11 protein-coding genes are annotated in these 14,486 nt (G+C 74.2%); 7 read left to right on the top strand and 4 right to left on the bottom strand.

Translation table 11 applies throughout. The features are described 5' to 3' along the window. Window positions 1–7 precede the first annotated feature (7 nt). Entirely contained in the window at window positions 8–2,137 is a 2,130-nt protein-coding gene (locus tag F0L17_RS23925; RefSeq protein ID WP_162466631.1) for a prolyl oligopeptidase family serine peptidase, read from the top strand. Window positions 2,138–2,156: 19 nt separating this feature from the next. On the opposite strand, the gene F0L17_RS23920 is transcribed toward F0L17_RS23925, so the two are convergent. Further along, window positions 2,157–3,062, bottom strand: a complete 906-nt coding sequence (locus F0L17_RS23920; RefSeq protein ID WP_155072657.1) for a LysR family transcriptional regulator — start codon at window positions 3,060–3,062, stop codon at window positions 2,157–2,159. A gap of 73 nt (window positions 3,063–3,135) precedes the next feature. On the opposite strand from F0L17_RS23920, the gene F0L17_RS23915 reads away from it, so the two are divergent. Continuing rightward, window positions 3,136–4,134, top strand: coding sequence for a DMT family transporter (locus F0L17_RS23915; RefSeq protein WP_155072656.1), 999 nt, complete (start codon window positions 3,136–3,138; stop codon window positions 4,132–4,134). 15 nt (window positions 4,135–4,149) lie between these two features. On the opposite strand, the gene F0L17_RS23910 is transcribed toward F0L17_RS23915, so the two are convergent. Further along, window positions 4,150–5,487: an aminotransferase class I/II-fold pyridoxal phosphate-dependent enzyme gene (locus F0L17_RS23910; RefSeq protein ID WP_162466630.1), complete on the bottom strand. Its 1,338-nt coding sequence runs from the start codon at window positions 5,485–5,487 to the stop codon at window positions 4,150–4,152. Window positions 5,488–5,571: 84 nt separating this feature from the next. On the opposite strand from F0L17_RS23910, the gene F0L17_RS23905 reads away from it, so the two are divergent. Beyond that, entirely contained in the window at window positions 5,572–6,240 is a 669-nt protein-coding gene (locus tag F0L17_RS23905) for a pyridoxamine 5'-phosphate oxidase family protein (RefSeq protein ID WP_155072655.1), read from the top strand. Between the two features lie 67 nt (window positions 6,241–6,307). Here F0L17_RS23905 and F0L17_RS23900 read toward each other — a convergent pair whose 3' ends face one another. Next, window positions 6,308–7,351: a DMT family transporter gene (locus tag F0L17_RS23900; protein ID WP_420802482.1), complete on the bottom strand. Its 1,044-nt coding sequence runs from the start codon at window positions 7,349–7,351 to the stop codon at window positions 6,308–6,310. Window positions 7,352–7,722: 371 nt separating this feature from the next. Beyond that, complete coding sequence (locus F0L17_RS23895) at window positions 7,723–8,328, bottom strand: peptidase (RefSeq protein ID WP_420802450.1); 606 nt, start codon at window positions 8,326–8,328, stop codon at window positions 7,723–7,725. 242 nt (window positions 8,329–8,570) lie between these two features. Between F0L17_RS23895 and F0L17_RS23890 the strand changes: the two genes are divergently transcribed. From F0L17_RS23890 to fdh, 4 genes are all read left to right on the top strand, one after another. Continuing rightward, entirely contained in the window at window positions 8,571–9,647 is a 1,077-nt protein-coding gene (locus F0L17_RS23890; RefSeq protein ID WP_155072654.1) for a 4Fe-4S dicluster domain-containing protein, read from the top strand. Next, window positions 9,644–10,753 carry an NrfD/PsrC family molybdoenzyme membrane anchor subunit gene (gene nrfD / locus F0L17_RS23885; protein WP_338018198.1) on the top strand — a complete coding sequence of 370 codons (1,110 nt, stop codon included), beginning with the start codon at window positions 9,644–9,646 and terminating at the stop codon, window positions 10,751–10,753. Before F0L17_RS23890 ends, nrfD begins: the two co-directional genes overlap by 4 nt. A 38-nt stretch (window positions 10,754–10,791) precedes the next feature. Further along, a complete protein-coding gene (locus F0L17_RS23880) occupies window positions 10,792–11,109 on the top strand; it encodes a hypothetical protein (protein WP_162466629.1) in 318 nt (105 codons plus the stop codon). Window positions 11,110–11,201: 92 nt separating this feature from the next. Next, on the top strand, window positions 11,202–14,462 hold the full coding sequence (fdh, locus tag F0L17_RS23870; RefSeq protein ID WP_338018197.1) for a formate dehydrogenase: 3,261 nt from the start codon (window positions 11,202–11,204) through the stop codon (window positions 14,460–14,462). Window positions 14,463–14,486: the final 24 nt, after the last annotated feature.

Below are 14,486 nucleotides of genomic sequence, written 5' to 3'. Positions count from 1 at the left end.
AGCACCTGTGGAGCCCGACGCCTTCCCGGAGCAGTTCGCCCGTACCCGTCGTTTCTCGCTCGGCGTCCCCCGGCACCTCGCGGTCTCCCCGGACGGGGGGCGGGTGCTGTTCGTCCGGACCGGTGGCGGGGCCGATCCCGTGGGACGACTGTGGTCGTGGGAGGACGGCCGGGAGCGGTTGCTGGCGGCCCCACACGGTGCGGCGGGGCGGACGGGTCCGGTTCCGGAGGAGGAACGGGTACGCCGGGAGCGGGCGCGCGAGCAGTCGGCGGGCGTGGTGTCGTACGCCGCCGACCGGGAGCTGCGCCGGGTGGTGTACCCGCTCGGCGGGGCGCTGTGGGCGGTGGAGACCGTCGGCGAGCGGGCCGGGGAGCCGTTTCCGGTGTCGGCGGCCGGTCCCGTGGTCGATCCGAGGCTCTCGCCGGACGGGCGGTCGGTCGCCTACGTCACCGGCGGCGCGCTGCACGTGGTCGGGTTCGACGGTCGCGGCGACCGTCCGTTGGCCACCCCGGAGGGGGCGGAGGTGACGTACGGGTCGACCGACCACGTCTCGGCCGAGTCGATGGGGCGGCTGCGCGGTCACTGGTGGGCGCCGGACGGGCGGGCCCTGCTGGCGACGCGGGTGGACACCTCGGCGGTGCGGCGCCGGTGGATCACCGATCCGGCGCACCCCGAACGCCGTCCGCGCGCGGTGGCGTACCCGGAGGCCGGCACGCCCAACGCCGACGTCTCCCTCCACCTGTTCCACCTCGACGGCCGTCGGGTGGAGGCGGACTGGGACCGTCGCGCCTTCGAGTACGTCGTGGCCGCCTCCTGGGACGCCCACGGTCCGCTGGTCACCGTGCAGAGCCGCGACCAACGCACCCTGCGCGTGCTGGAGGTCGATCCGGACACCGGCGCCACCCGCGTCCTGCACGAGCAGGTCGACCCGCACTGGGTGGAGCTGCTGCCCGGCGCGCCGTGCCGCACCGCGTCCGGGGCGCTGGTGCGGGCGGAGGAGTCGGCCGGCACCCGGCGGCTGAGGGTCGGCGACACCCTGACTCCGGAGGGGCTGCAGGTGACGCGGGTGCTGAGCACGGACGGTGACGGGGTGCTCTTCACCGGCTGTGCGGACCCGGTGGAGGAGCATGTGTGGATCCTCGGCCCGGAGACGGGCTGTCGCCGCCTCAGCCGGGGACCGGGGCTGCACTCGGCGGCCGTGGGCGGCGGCACCGTGGTCCTCGACAGCCTCACCCCCGAAGGCCACGCGGTCACCGTCCGGCGTGGTGGGGAGGTGGTGGGTCGGATCGACTCCCTGGCCCGGGAGCCGCGCGTCACACCCCGCCCCGTGATGCTGGTCCAGGGCGCCCGGCGACTGCGCAGTGCGCTGTACCTGCCCTCCGGCCACGACCCCGACGCGCCGGACGCCCGTCCGCTGCCGGTGCTGCTCGATCCGTACGGCGGGCCGGGCATGCGGCTGGTGGTGCGGGCGCGGACGTGGCCGGCGTGCGTGTCCCAGTGGTTCGCCGAGCAGGGTTTCGCCGTGCTGGTCACCGACGGACGCGGCACCCCGGGGCGGGGCCCGGGGTGGGAGAAGGAGATCCGCGGCGACCAGCTCACGCCCGTCCTGGAGGACCAGGTCGACGCGTTGCACGCCACGGCCCGGAACCGTCCGTACCTGGACCTGGACCGAGTGGCGATCCGCGGCTGGTCCTTCGGCGGAACGCTCGCCGCGGCGGCCGTCCTGCGCCACCCCGACGTCTTCCACGCGGCCGTCGCCGGAGCCGCCCCCAGCGACCAGCGGCTGTACGACACCCATTGGAAGGAACGCTACCTGGGGCATCCGGAGGAGGAGCCGGAGAACTACGAGCGGTCCTCGCTGCTGCGCGACGCGCACCGACTGCGCCGGCCGCTGTTGCTGATCCACGGCACCGCCGACGACAACGTGGCCTTCGCGCACGTGCTGCGGCTGTCGTCGGCGCTGTTGGCCGCCGGCCGCGAGCACACGGTGCTGCCGCTGCCGGGCGCGGGCCACACCGTCGCGCACGGGACGATCGCCGCGCGGCTGCTGGAGTTCCAACTCCGCTTCCTGCGCGGTGCGCTGGGCATCCCGGACGGAGCGAGTGGGGGACGGGGCGGGGCGGAGGCGGGTCCCTGACCCGAGGGATCGGAGCGCGTCAGTCCCCCATGCCGTCCGCCGCCGCGCGCAGCGCCTCCACCGCGGCCCGGATGGACGGCCTGCGGTCGGCGTCCTCGCGCCAGACCGCGTAGACGTGACGCTTCATCGGATGCCGCACGGGAGCGACGGCCACCCCCTCCGGGAGCGGTCCGCGGCCCAGGCGGGGTGCGACGGCGACCCCGAGGCCGGCGCCGACCAGGGCGAGCTGGGTGTGGTGCTCCCCGGCGGTGTGGCACAGCTTGGGCTCGATGCCCTGACCGCGCAGGGTGAACAGCAGCCATTCGTGACAGAACTCCCCGTCCGGCCAGGAGATCCACTCGTCGTCCGCGAAGTCGGCCAACTCGACCGTCTCGGCTCCGGCGCGGGGGTGGTCCGCGGGCATCGCCACGTCGGCCGGATCGTCCAGCAGGGGCTGTTTGGCCAGTCCGCCGGGCAGTGAGAGCGGCCGGTTGTACCAGTCCAGGACGACCGCGAGGTCGACGTCCCCGCGCACCAGCATCCGCACCGAGGCGTCGGGTTCCACCTCTCGCATCCGGACGCGCAGGTGGGGGTGGTCGGTGCGCAGCGCGGCCAGCGCGTCGGGGAACAGTCCGCGTGCGGCGGTGGGGAAGGCGGCGAGCAGCAGTTCGCCGACGGCCCGGCCGCGGTGCGCCTCCAGGTCGGCCTCGGCGAGTTCGAGTTGGGAGAGGATGCGCTGGGCGTGCCCGGCGAGCAGGCGTCCGGCGTCGGTGAGTCGGACCCCCCGTCCGTTCTTGGCCAACAGTTGCTGACCGGCCTCGCGCTCCAGTTTGGCCATCTGCTGGGAGACGGCCGACGTCGTGACGTGCAGCCCTTCGGCCGCGCCGCTCACCGAGCCGTGGCGGGCGACGGCGTGCAGGATGCGAAGCCGGTCCAGGTTCAACATGTAAGAGATGCTAAGTGGTTCCCTCCAGAAAATCTCGCTTGTTCTTAACCGTGGGACGGGCGATCGTTGACGCATGTCCGCTGCCGCTCCGCTGCGCCCCGGACCCGCTGCCGACACCTCCCCGTCGGCCGGTCCTCCGGTCCCTCCGGTCCCTCCGTCGGTCCGTCCGCCGACAGCCCGCCGCCTTCCCGCCGTCGACTGGCGCGTCCGCTTCGCCGTCCTCTGTCTGATCTGGGGCTTCAGCTTCCTGCTGATCAAGGTCGGCACCCACGGCTTCGCCCCGCTCCAGGTCACCCTGGGGCGCCTGGTGTTCGGCACGGCCGTCCTGGGCGCGGTCCTGCTGGTGCGGCGCGAACGACTGCCGCGGGGGCCGCGCACCTGGGCCCACCTGGCGGTCGCCGCGTTCCTGCTCAACGCGCTGCCGTTCACCCTCTTCTCCTACGCCGAGCTGACCATCTCCTCCACCCTGGCGGGCATCTGCAACGCCACCACCCCGCTGTGGGGCATGGCGCTCTCGCTGGTCGCCCTCCTTGAGGACCGGCCGACGCGGCGCCGGGTCGCCGGCCTCGGCATCGGATTCGCCGGGGTCCTGGTCGTGCTCGGCGCCTGGCAGGGCTTCAGGGGGCAGGACCCCGCCGGTACGGTCATGGCGCTGGTCGCCTCGCTCTGCTACGCGGTCGGTTGGGTGTACGTGCGCCGCACGCTGTCGGACACCGGGAGCTCGAACGTGGCGATGGCCGGCTCCCAGCTCCTGCTCGGCACTCTCCAACTGGCTCTGGTCACACCGTTGTTCACCTCCCTTCCGACCTCTCTCCCCGTCGGGCCGCTGCTGGCGGTGGCGGCGTTGGGCGCGCTGGGCACCGGGGTCGCCTTCCTCCTCCAGTACGGGCTGGTGGCCGAGGTGGGGCCGACCACGGCCACCCTGGTGACGTACTTCATCCCGGTGATCGCCACCGCGGCCGGTGTGCTGCTGCTGGGCGAGCACCTCTCCTGGAACACCCCGGTCGGCGCGCTGATCGTGCTCGTCGGTGCCGCGCTGACCCGGAGCGGCCCGCGGCGCGCGCGACCGTAGGCGCGGCGGCACGGTTCAGCCGTACCGCCGTGCCTCACCGGGGCGGATCGCCTCCGCCACCGCGTCGGCGACCGGCTCGATCCCGTCCTCGGAGAGGGGGGAGACGGTCAGGCGGACACCGGGCGGGGTGGCGATGCGGAAGCGGGCGCCCGGCGCCACGGCCCACCCGGCGCGCAGCAGTCGGGCCACCGCGCCCGTCTCGTCGGGCACCGGCACCCACACGTTCATCCCGCTGCGTCCGTACGCCGGCACTCCCCGTCGGGCGAGCGCGTCGATCAGCGCGTCGCGGCGCCGCCCGTAGGAGTCGGCGATCCGCGCGGGGTCCACCGCACGGCTCTCCCAGAGGGCGGCGACGGTGTGCTGGAGCAGGTGGCTGACCCAGCCCGGCCCCAGTCGCTGCCGTCCGCGCACCCGGTCGATGGTGACGTCGTCCCCGGTCGACACCGCCAGCCGCAGGTCGGGGCCGTACGCCTTGGCGGTGGACCGCACCAGGGCCCAGTGCCGGGTGGGCCCGCCGACGGCCAGGGGGTGCAGCGGCAGGTCGACGATGCCGTGCCCGTGGTCGTCCTCGACCAGCAGGACGTGGGGGTGGGCGGCCAGCACGCGCCGCAGCTCCCGGGCGCGTTCGGCGGAGACGACGGCCCCGGTGGGATTCTGCGCCCGGTCGGTGACGACCAGGGCGCGCGCGCCCCGCCGCAACGCCCGCTCGACCGCGTCCGGCAACGGGCCGTCGTCGTCGAGGGCGACCGGCAGCGTCCGCAGCCCCAGCCCCGGAATCAGGTCCAACAGGCTCCCCCAGCCCGGATCCTCCACGGCGACCGCGTCCCCCGGCCTGAGGTGGGCGGCCAGCACCCGCTCGATGGCGTCCAGCGCGCCGGAGGTGACGGCGATGGGCCCCTCGGGGACGCCGTCGGCGTCGAACGCGGCGCGGGCCGGCCGGGCCAGGTCGTCCGTGACGTCGGGGGCGCCGTAGAGGGTCGGCTGCCGTTCGTGGCGCCGCGCGGCGGCCGCGAGGGCCGCGTCCAGCGGGGGCAGCAGCGCCGGGTCGGGATTGCCCTGGGAGATGTCGCTCACGCCTTCGGGCGCCTCGACCCTGATCGCCTCGCGGGCGGTGGTCGCCGGACGTGGGCGCACCCGGCTGCCGCGCCGCCCGGCCGTCTCGATCACTCCGCGCTCACGCAGGACGCGGTAGGCGGCGGCGACCGTGTTGGGATTCACCCCCAGCTCGGCGGCCAACTCGCGCAGGGGCGGCAGGAGCCGGCCCGGCTCCAACTCACCCGACCCCACGCCGCGTTCCACGCTGGCGGCGATCTCGGCTGCGCGCCGCCCCTCGATCCGATACTCTTCTAGCACAAAACAAACTATGCACTAGAACAAAAGAGGAAGCAAGTCGGCGGACCTCGTGTCCGCCCGCACGAGAGAATGGAGTTCGGCGCCATGTCCACCACCGCCCCCGGGAGCGCGTACACCCCGACCGAGCGCACCGTTCCGACCCGGCACCGCAAGCGCGCCGCGTACGACCGCGAGCTGGTGCACGCGATCCTCGACGACGGCTGCGTCTGCCACCTCGGCTTCGTCCGCGACGGCGCGCCGGTCGTGCTGCCGACGCTCTACGCCCGGGTCGGCGAGCGCCTCTACGTCCACGGCTCGGCCGGTTCCCGGCCGCTGCGGGCGGCGGGCGGGGACGAGGGCCTGCCGGTCTGCCTGACGGTGACCCACCTGGACGGTCTGGTGCTGGCCCGTTCCGCCTTCCACCACTCGGTCAACTACCGCTCGGTGGTGGTGCACGGCACCGCCCACCGGGTGACCGACCCGGCCGAGCGGGCCACCGCGCTCGACGCCATCGTCGACCAGGCGGTCCCCGGACGTTCGGCGGACGCGCGTCCGGCCGACGACAGGGAGTCGGCCGCCACCGCCGTCATCGCCCTGGACCTGGAGGAGGTCTCGGCGAAGATCCGCACCGGCGGCCCCAACGACGAGCCGGAGGACCTGGAACTGCCCCACTGGAGCGGCGTGGTGCCGGTGCGGCGGACCTACGGCGTCCCCGTGCCGGCCGACGACCTCGCACCGGGCGTCCCCGTGCCCGACTACCTCGCCGCGCTCTGACGCCTTCCGCGCCGGGGCGGGGCCGGGGTGTGTCCCGCCCCGGCCCCGCGCGTCCGGATCCGGTCGGTCACACCCCGGCCCCGCCTCCGCCGCCCCCGCTCCCGGAGACGGGGGCGGGGGCGGGGGCGAGGCCGGTCGCCCGCCGGGCGCCGGCCGCCGTACGGGCCTCGGCCACCGCCAATCCCGTCACGGCGGCGAGCAGCAGAGCGGTGCCCAGCACGGTCGCCGCGGTGAGCCGCTCGCCCAGCAGCGCCACGGCGATGACGGCCGCGCTCACCGGCTCGATGAGCATGATCACCGACGCCGTGGCGGCCCGGACGACCGCGGCCCCGGCGAAGTACAGCGCGTACGCCAGGGCCGTGGGCACCGCGGCCGTGTACGCCAGCAGGGCCACCACCTCCAGCGGGTCGGTGGCGGTCCGCGGCAGCAGTCCCTCGACCAGCCCGAGCGGCAGCAGGCAGATCGCCCCGACCCCGAACGCCCAGGTGGTCGTGGCGTACGGGTCGCCCCCCGAGCCGCTGCGCCCCATCCACCGGGTCAGCAGGGTGATGGCGGCGTACCCGGAGGCGGACAGCATGGCCAGCAGGACGCCCAGGGGGCGCACCGTCGCGCTGTCGTCGCCCAGGCACAGCACCGCCAGACCGGCCAGCGCTCCGGCCACGGCCGCCGCGCCGCCGCGCCCCAGCCGTTCCCCCATGGTCAGCCGGGCGCCGACGGCGATCAGTACGGGACCGGCGCCGAGGGTGACGACCGTGCCGACCGCGAGTCCCGTGGCCTGCACCGCCCCGAAGTAGGCGGTCTGGAAGAGCGTCAGCCCCAGTCCGGTGGCGACGATCCGGGCCGCCCGGCGCCGGCGCGGCTCGGGAACGGGGGCGGGGACGGTACGACGGGCCCGGGAGCGGGCGCGCAGCGGGAGGAACGCCAGCAGCAGGGCGATGCCTCCGACGTAGCGCCAGAAGGACAGGGCGATCGGCCCCAGGTCACTGGCCCGGTAGAGCAGGGCCGCCGCGGCACCGGCGGTGCCCCAGGCGATCCCGGCGACGACCAGATAGAGCAGGCCGCGTCCGGTGGACAGGCCGGCCGCAGGGGCCGCACCAGGGGCGGAATCAATGGTTCCGCTCGTGGGCGCGGCGGAGGGGAGGACAGAAGGGGATTTCGACACGTGTGGTTTCTCCGCGTGTTCCGGGAAGTGGTGGTGAGGTCCCGTACGCGGGCAGCGAGGACTCGCGCGGCGGCGATGACGCCACGGCGCGTTCCTCCTCGGCGGCCCGCCCTACGCGGCGGGCGGGGGCAGCACGGTCGAATGCATGTCCGCAACCCTACGGGGCCGGGGCCTTCGCGGACAACCGTTCCCCTCGGTCGCTTCCCCGCCCCTCCCCCGCTCACCGCCGAAGCACACCCGCCCCGGTACCGGCACGGGCGCCCAACACCCCGCCGGCGCCCCGCGCCGGGTGACGTGCAGCGGATCGAACCCGACGGCGATCAGTGGCCTCGCGGCGGGCCCTGACCACCGAACGCGCCGTCCGCCGCCACCGCGAGGGCGTCCTCCGCTCCCGGCTCCACCGGGAGCACGCCCGCACGGCACAACACCTCCACGGCCCGGCAGCGCGGATCGGCGAGCAGCGCCTCCAGCAGGTCCACCCCCTCGGCCCGCGCCGCGCCCCGCGCGCGAGCCCGGTCCAGCGCTCCCCCCAGCGCCACCACCGCCGCCGGGGACCAGTTCGAGCGGGGCGCCCGGCCGGCGAGCCGCGCCGGCCCCACGACCTCCGGCAGCCTCCCGACACCCCCGACGCCACACGGCGTCGTCTCCACCACCCCCCGCCAGCGCAGCCCGTAGCCGATGCTGCGCTGTGCCAGGTACCCCAGCACCCGCACCGGCCGTGCGGGACCGCCGAGCGAGGAGCGCACCACCGGGTCCGACTCGACCAGGCCGTGCAGCAGGTGGGCGGTGTCGACGTGCCGCTCCCCGTCCCGGCCCGCCCTGCGGCGCGCGCTCGACAGCGCCGCGGCCAGTTCCGGAGCGAACGGGCCGTCGGCGTCCGGTCCCGAACCGGCGGGACCCCGGGACGGCTGCGTACGACGGTGCACGCCTCCCACTCCATCACCTCCCGCGCGTTCCGGCATCCGCGCCGGGAGCCATTCACGCGTCCCCCGCGAGTCGGGGGGCACGGCGCGTCGTCTCCTTCTCCGGGCGGACACCCGAACGGCTCGGCCCTCGGGCACGCCAGGGGACGAACACCCCGTTTCGTCCGGCGTCACGTGGGGGACCCGTGGCACCACGGGCCGTCCGAAGCGGTCCGTCATGGTGCGTGCCGGAAGGGAGAAGTGGCATGACCGACGCCACCGCGCGGAACGGGGAGACCGGGCCGCCCGCCGAGGGCGGCCTGCTGTACGGCGTGCAGCCGGACGTGGCGGGGGCCGCGGGCCACCACGACCACCCCCCGCGCATGGGGTTCTTCACCGACACCTCGGTGTGCATCGGCTGCAAGGCCTGCGAGGTGGCGTGCAAGGAGTGGAACGCCATTCCCGAGGACGGTCTGGAACTGACGGGCATGTCCTACGACAACTCCCAGGGCCTGAGCGCCTCCACCTGGCGGCACGTGGCGTTCATCGAACAGCGCAAGCCCCTGGGGGGCCAGGACCCGGGCGTGCGACACGGCGGGACGGGTGCCCCGGGCTCCCCTTCCGAGGACCCCGGTGACGTCTTCGCCGCCGCCGGACGGCTGGGCACCACCGTCCCCGCGCCGGAGGAGACCGCGTCGGGCGAAGCCGCGCCGGAGGGCGCCGGGGCGGGCGCGCCCACCGGGGAGATCTCCCCGGTCGCGCCCGACGGACGCACCGAACTGCGCTGGCTGATGGCCTCCGACGTGTGCAAGCACTGCACCCACGCGGCCTGCCTGGACGTGTGCCCCACCGGCTCGCTGTTCCGCACCGAGTTCGGCACCGTCGTCGTCCAGGAGGACATCTGCAACGGTTGCGGCTACTGCGTCCCCGCGTGCCCCTACGGGGTGATCGACCAGCGCAAGGAGGACGGCCGGGCCTGGAAGTGCACCCTGTGCTACGACCGGTTGGGCGAGGGCATGGAACCGGCCTGCGCCAAGGCGTGCCCCACCGACTCCATCCAGTTCGGCCCCCTGGACGAGCTGCGCGAGCGCGCGGCGGCCCGGGTGGCGCAACTGCACGCCGCCGGGGTGCCCGATGCCCGGCTGTACGGCGAGGACCCCGGCGACGGTGTCGGTGGCGACGGCGCCTTCTTCCTGTTGCTGGACGAACCCGAGACCTACGGGTTGCCGCCCGACCCGGTGGTGACCACCCGTGACCTGCCCTCGATGTGGCGGCACGCGGCGGTGGCGGCGGCCACGATGGTCGCCGGTGTGGCCGCCTGCTTCCTGGGGAGGCGTCGGTGAACCGCGACGACCACGAACACGTCGGACCGGGGGACGCGGGCCGGGCGTCCTCCGGCAGGACGGCTCCGACCGGCCAGGGCGGCGGCAGGCGCCGACGCGGACGCCGGCGCGGGGAACGCCCCGTCGTGCCCGAGGCCGAGTTCACCTCGTACTACGGCATGCCGATCCTCAACCGGCCCACCTGGAAGGCCCTGGACATCGCGGGCTACCTCTTCCTGGGCGGCCTGGCGGGCGGCTCCTCGCTCCTGGCGGCGGGGGCGCACGCCACCGGGCGACGCGCCCTGGCGCGGTCGGCGAAGATCGGGGCGCTGGGTGCCATCTCCGCCTCCACGGTGGCGTTGATCCACGATCTGGGGCGCCCGGAGCGCTTCTACAACATGCTGCGCGTGGCCAAGCCCACCTCCCCCATGAGCGTGGGCTCTTGGATCCTGGCCGGCTACGGTCCGCTGACCGGAGTGGCCGCCGTGACCGAGGCGACCGGTCGGTTCCGGCGCACCGGCGCCGCTGCCACCGCGGGCGCGGCGCTGCTCGGCCCGGCCGTCGCCTCCTACACGGCCGTGCTGATCGCCGACACGGCGGTGCCCTCCTGGCACGAGGGCTACCGCGAGCTGCCGTTCGTCTTCACCGGTTCGGGGACGGCCGCCGCCGGAGGGCTGGGCATGCTCACCGTCTCCGTGGCCCAGGCCGGTCCGGCGCGCCGCGCCGCGGCCCTCGGTGCCGCGCTGGAGCTGGGCGCCGGCGAGGTGATGACCCGTCGCATGGGATTGGCCGCGGAACCCTTGAGACAGGGCCGGGCCGGGGCCCTGGTGCGCGCCTCGAAGATCCTCACCGCCACCGGCGCCGCCGTGGGCCTGCTGGCCGGACGCCGCAGCCGCGCCGCCGCGGCGCTCTCGGGAGCGGCTCTGCTGGCCGGTTCGACGGCTCTGCGGTTCGGCGTCTTCCGGGCGGGCGTGGCCTCCGCCGAGGATCCCCGGTACACGGTCGTGCCGCAGCGCGAGAGGCTGCGGCAGCGGGAGGAGCGGCGCCGCCGGGAGCGGTCGGCGGAGGAACACGAGGAGACCGGGCGTTTGGCCGGGGAAGACCGGGGTACCTCGGAGGGCCGGTAACAGGGAGTCCCGGCGAAGCCGACGGGGAGGTTGGCGCGGTGCCCACACGTGAGCAGGTGTTGCGGCTCCTGGCCGCCGGCTTGGACTACGAGGCCGTGGGCGAGCGGCTGGGCGTCTCCCCGGGGCAGGCGTATCTGACCGCGACCGGGATCCCCGCCGACGGCGGCGACGCGGTGACCGCGGAGCAGGCGCGGCGTCCCGGGGTGCTGTCCGGCGACACGCAGGAGCTGTCCCACGCCCCCTCCGGCGCTCCCGACGCTCGGGAGTCGGTCCACCGCTGGCTGCGGCAACGGGCCCGGTCGGACGAGCAGATGCGCCGTGCCGCCCGGAACGAGGCGCGGGACGGGCCGTCGTAGAGCGGGACACGGCGGGGGGGCACGGAAGTCGAGGACGCAGGACGCAGGACAAGGGCGTGGCACGAGGCGAGGAAGAGCGAAGGACGGCGATCGTGGGCATCCGAACCTGGATCGAATCCTGGCCGGTCTACCGGCAACTCACCGGTGACGACCCGCTGGGTCGTGGCGCCGCCGCCGAGAGCGGGTACACCGAGCGGCTGACGCCCCGGGTGCGCACCGCCGACAAGGTGGTGAAGTCCATCTGCCCGTACTGCGCCGTGGGCTGCGGCCAGAACATCTACGTCGAGAACGGGAAGGTCACCCAGATCGAGGGCGACCCGGACTCCCCGGTCTCGCGCGGGCGGCTGTGTCCCAAGGGAGCGGCCAGCCTCCAACTGACCACCGGCTCCGCGCGCGCCAAGCACGTGCTCTACCGGCGCCCGCACGGCACCGAGTGGGAGCGGCTGGACCTGGACACGGCGATGGACATGATCGCCGACCGGGTGATCGAGGCGCGCCGCTCCGGCTGGCAGTGGGACCACGAGGGCAAGCGGGTGCGGCGCACCATGGGCTTCGCGCACCTGGGCGGCGCGGCGCTCGACAACGAGGAGAACTACCTGATCAAGAAGCTGTTCACGGCCCTGGGGGCCGTGCAGATCGAGAATCAGGCCCGTATTTGACACTCCTCCACGGTCCCCAGTCTGGGGACCTCGTTCGGGCGCGGCGGCGCCAGCACCTTCCAGCAGGACCTGCAGAACTCGGACTGCATCGTCATCCAGGGTTCGAACATGGCCGAGTGTCACCCGGTGGGCTTCCAGTGGGTGATGGAGGCCAAGGCCCGCGGCGCGAAGGTGATCCACGTCGATCCGCGCTTCACCCGCACCAGCGCGATGTCCGACGTGCACGTCCCGCTGCGCGCGGGAAGCGACATCGCCTTCCTGGGCGGGATCGTCAACCACGTCCTGAGCAAGGAGAAGTACTTCCGCGATTACCTCCTGGCGTACACCAACGCCCCGATGATCCTGCGGGAGGACTTCCAGGACACCGAGGACCTCGACGGACTGTTCTCCGGGCTCGACCCGGACGAGCGCGTCTACGACGCGACCACCTGGCAGTACGAGGGGATGGCGACCCAGGCGGCCTCCGGGCACCGCGAGGAGCACTACCCGAAGGTCACCGAGGGCCGGAGCGAGATCTCCCACGAGGCACGCGGCGAGTCCCACGGTTCCGGCGGCGCCGCGCTCGGCGAGGGGGTGCCGCACCGCGACGAGACGCTCTCCCACCCCCGGTGCGTCTTCCAGGTGCTCAAGCGGCACTTCTCCCGCTACACGCCGGAGATGGTCGAGAGGACCTGCGGCGTGCCGCGCGACCTGTTCGAGAAGGTCTGCGAGCTGGTCACCGAGAACTCGGGGCGGGACCGCACCACGGCGATCGCCTACGCCGTCGGCTGGACCCAGCACACCACCGGGGTGCAGAACATCCGCGCCGCGGCGATCCTGCAGACCCTGCTGGGCAACATGGGGCGTCCGGGCGGCGGCATCCTCGCCCTGCGCGGTCACGCCTCGATCCAGGGGTCGAGCGACATCCCGACCCTGTTCAACCTGCTGCCCGGGTACATCCCGATGCCGCATTCCCACACCGGTGAGGACCTCGACACCTTCGTCGAGGCCGAGGCGGCGGAGAAGGGCTACTGGGGACACATGCGGGACTACCTGGTGAGCCTGCTCAAGGCGTACTGGGGCCCGGCCGCGACCGAGGACAACGACTTCTGCTTCGACTACCTGCCGCGTCTGACCGGCTCGCACAGCACCTACGACACCGTCCAGCTCCAGTTGGACGGTGTGTGCAAGGGGTACTTCCTGATGGGCGAGAACCCCGCGGTCGGTTCGGCCAACGCCCGGCTGCAACGCCTGGCCATGGCCAACCTGGACTGGCTGGTGGTGCGCGACTTCTCGCTGATCGAGAGCGCCACCTGGTGGAAGGACGGTCCGGAGATCGAGACGGGCGAGCTGCGCACCGAGGACATCGCCACCGAGGTCTTCTTCCTGCCCGCGGCGTCGCACAGTGAGAAGGACGGCAGCTTCACCAACACCCAGCGCATGGTCCAGTGGCACTACCAGGCGGTGGAACCGGAGGGCGACGCCCGCAGCGACCTGTGGTTCATGTACCACCTGGGACGGGTCATCCGGGAGAAGCTGGCCGGGTCCACCGACGAGGCGGACCGCCCCGTGCTGGACCTCACCTGGGACTACCCGGTCAAGGGCGACATCGCCGAGCCGGAGGCCGAGGCCGTGCTCGCCGAGATCAACGGCTTCGACGCCGAGGGGCGGCCGCTGTCCTCCTACACGCAGCTCAAGGACGACGGCTCGACGGCGTGCGGCTGTTGGATCTACTGCGGCGTCTACGCCGACGGCGTCAACCAGGCGGCGCGCCGCAAACCGGGCAAGGAACAGAACTGGGTCGCCCCCGAGTGGGCCTGGGCGTGGCCCGCCAACCGCCGGATCCTGTACAACCGCGCGTCGGCCGATCCCGAGGGCAGGCCGTGGAGCGAGCGCAAGGCACTGGTGTGGTGGGACGCGGAACGGGGCGAGTGGACCGGCCACGACGTCCCGGACTTCCCCGCCACCAGGCCCCCGGACCACGTGCCCCCCGAGGGCGCCAAGGGGTCCGACGCGCTGTCGGGCACGGACGCCTTCATCATGCAGGCGGACGGCAAGGCCTGGCTGTACGTGCCCACGGGTCTGCTCGACGGGCCGCTGCCGACGCACTACGAGCCGCAGGAGTCGCCGTTCTCCAACCCGCTCCACCGGCAGCGGCGCAACCCGGCGCGGGAGTTCCTGGTGCGGCACCCGTACAACCGGTACCACCCCAGCGGCCCGGAACCGGGATCGGAGGTGTTCCCGTACGTGGCGACCACCTACCGGCTCACCGAGCACCACACCGCGGGCGGCATGTCCCGGTGGCAGCCCTACCTGTCGGAGCTCCAACCGGAGTTCTTCTGCGAGGTCTCGCCGGAGCTGGCGGCCGAGCGGGGGCTGACGCACATGGGCTGGGCGACGCTGGTCAGCGCCCGGACCGCGATCGAGGCGCGGGTGATGGTGACCGACCGGATGGCGCCGATCCGGGTGCAGGGCCGTACCCTGCACCAGATCGGCCTCCCCTACCACTGGGGGCCCAACGGATACACGCGGGGGGACGCCGCCAACGAGCTGATCCACCTGGCCGTGGACCCCAACGTCCGCATCCAGGAGACCAAGACGCTGACGTGCGACATCCGGCCGGGGCGCCGGCCGCGCGGGCCGGCGCTCCTGGATCTGGTGCGCGAGTACCGGACGCGGGCGGGCATCACCGAGGAGACGGGCACGGAGATGTGACGGCCGGGGCGCGCGACGGTTCGC

Source organism: Streptomyces taklimakanensis (assembly GCF_009709575.1).
GTDB lineage: Bacteria > Actinomycetota > Actinomycetes > Streptomycetales > Streptomycetaceae > Streptomyces > Streptomyces taklimakanensis.
Note: the sequence above shows the minus strand (reverse complement) of the source record. Positions and strands in the feature narration are given on the sequence as shown.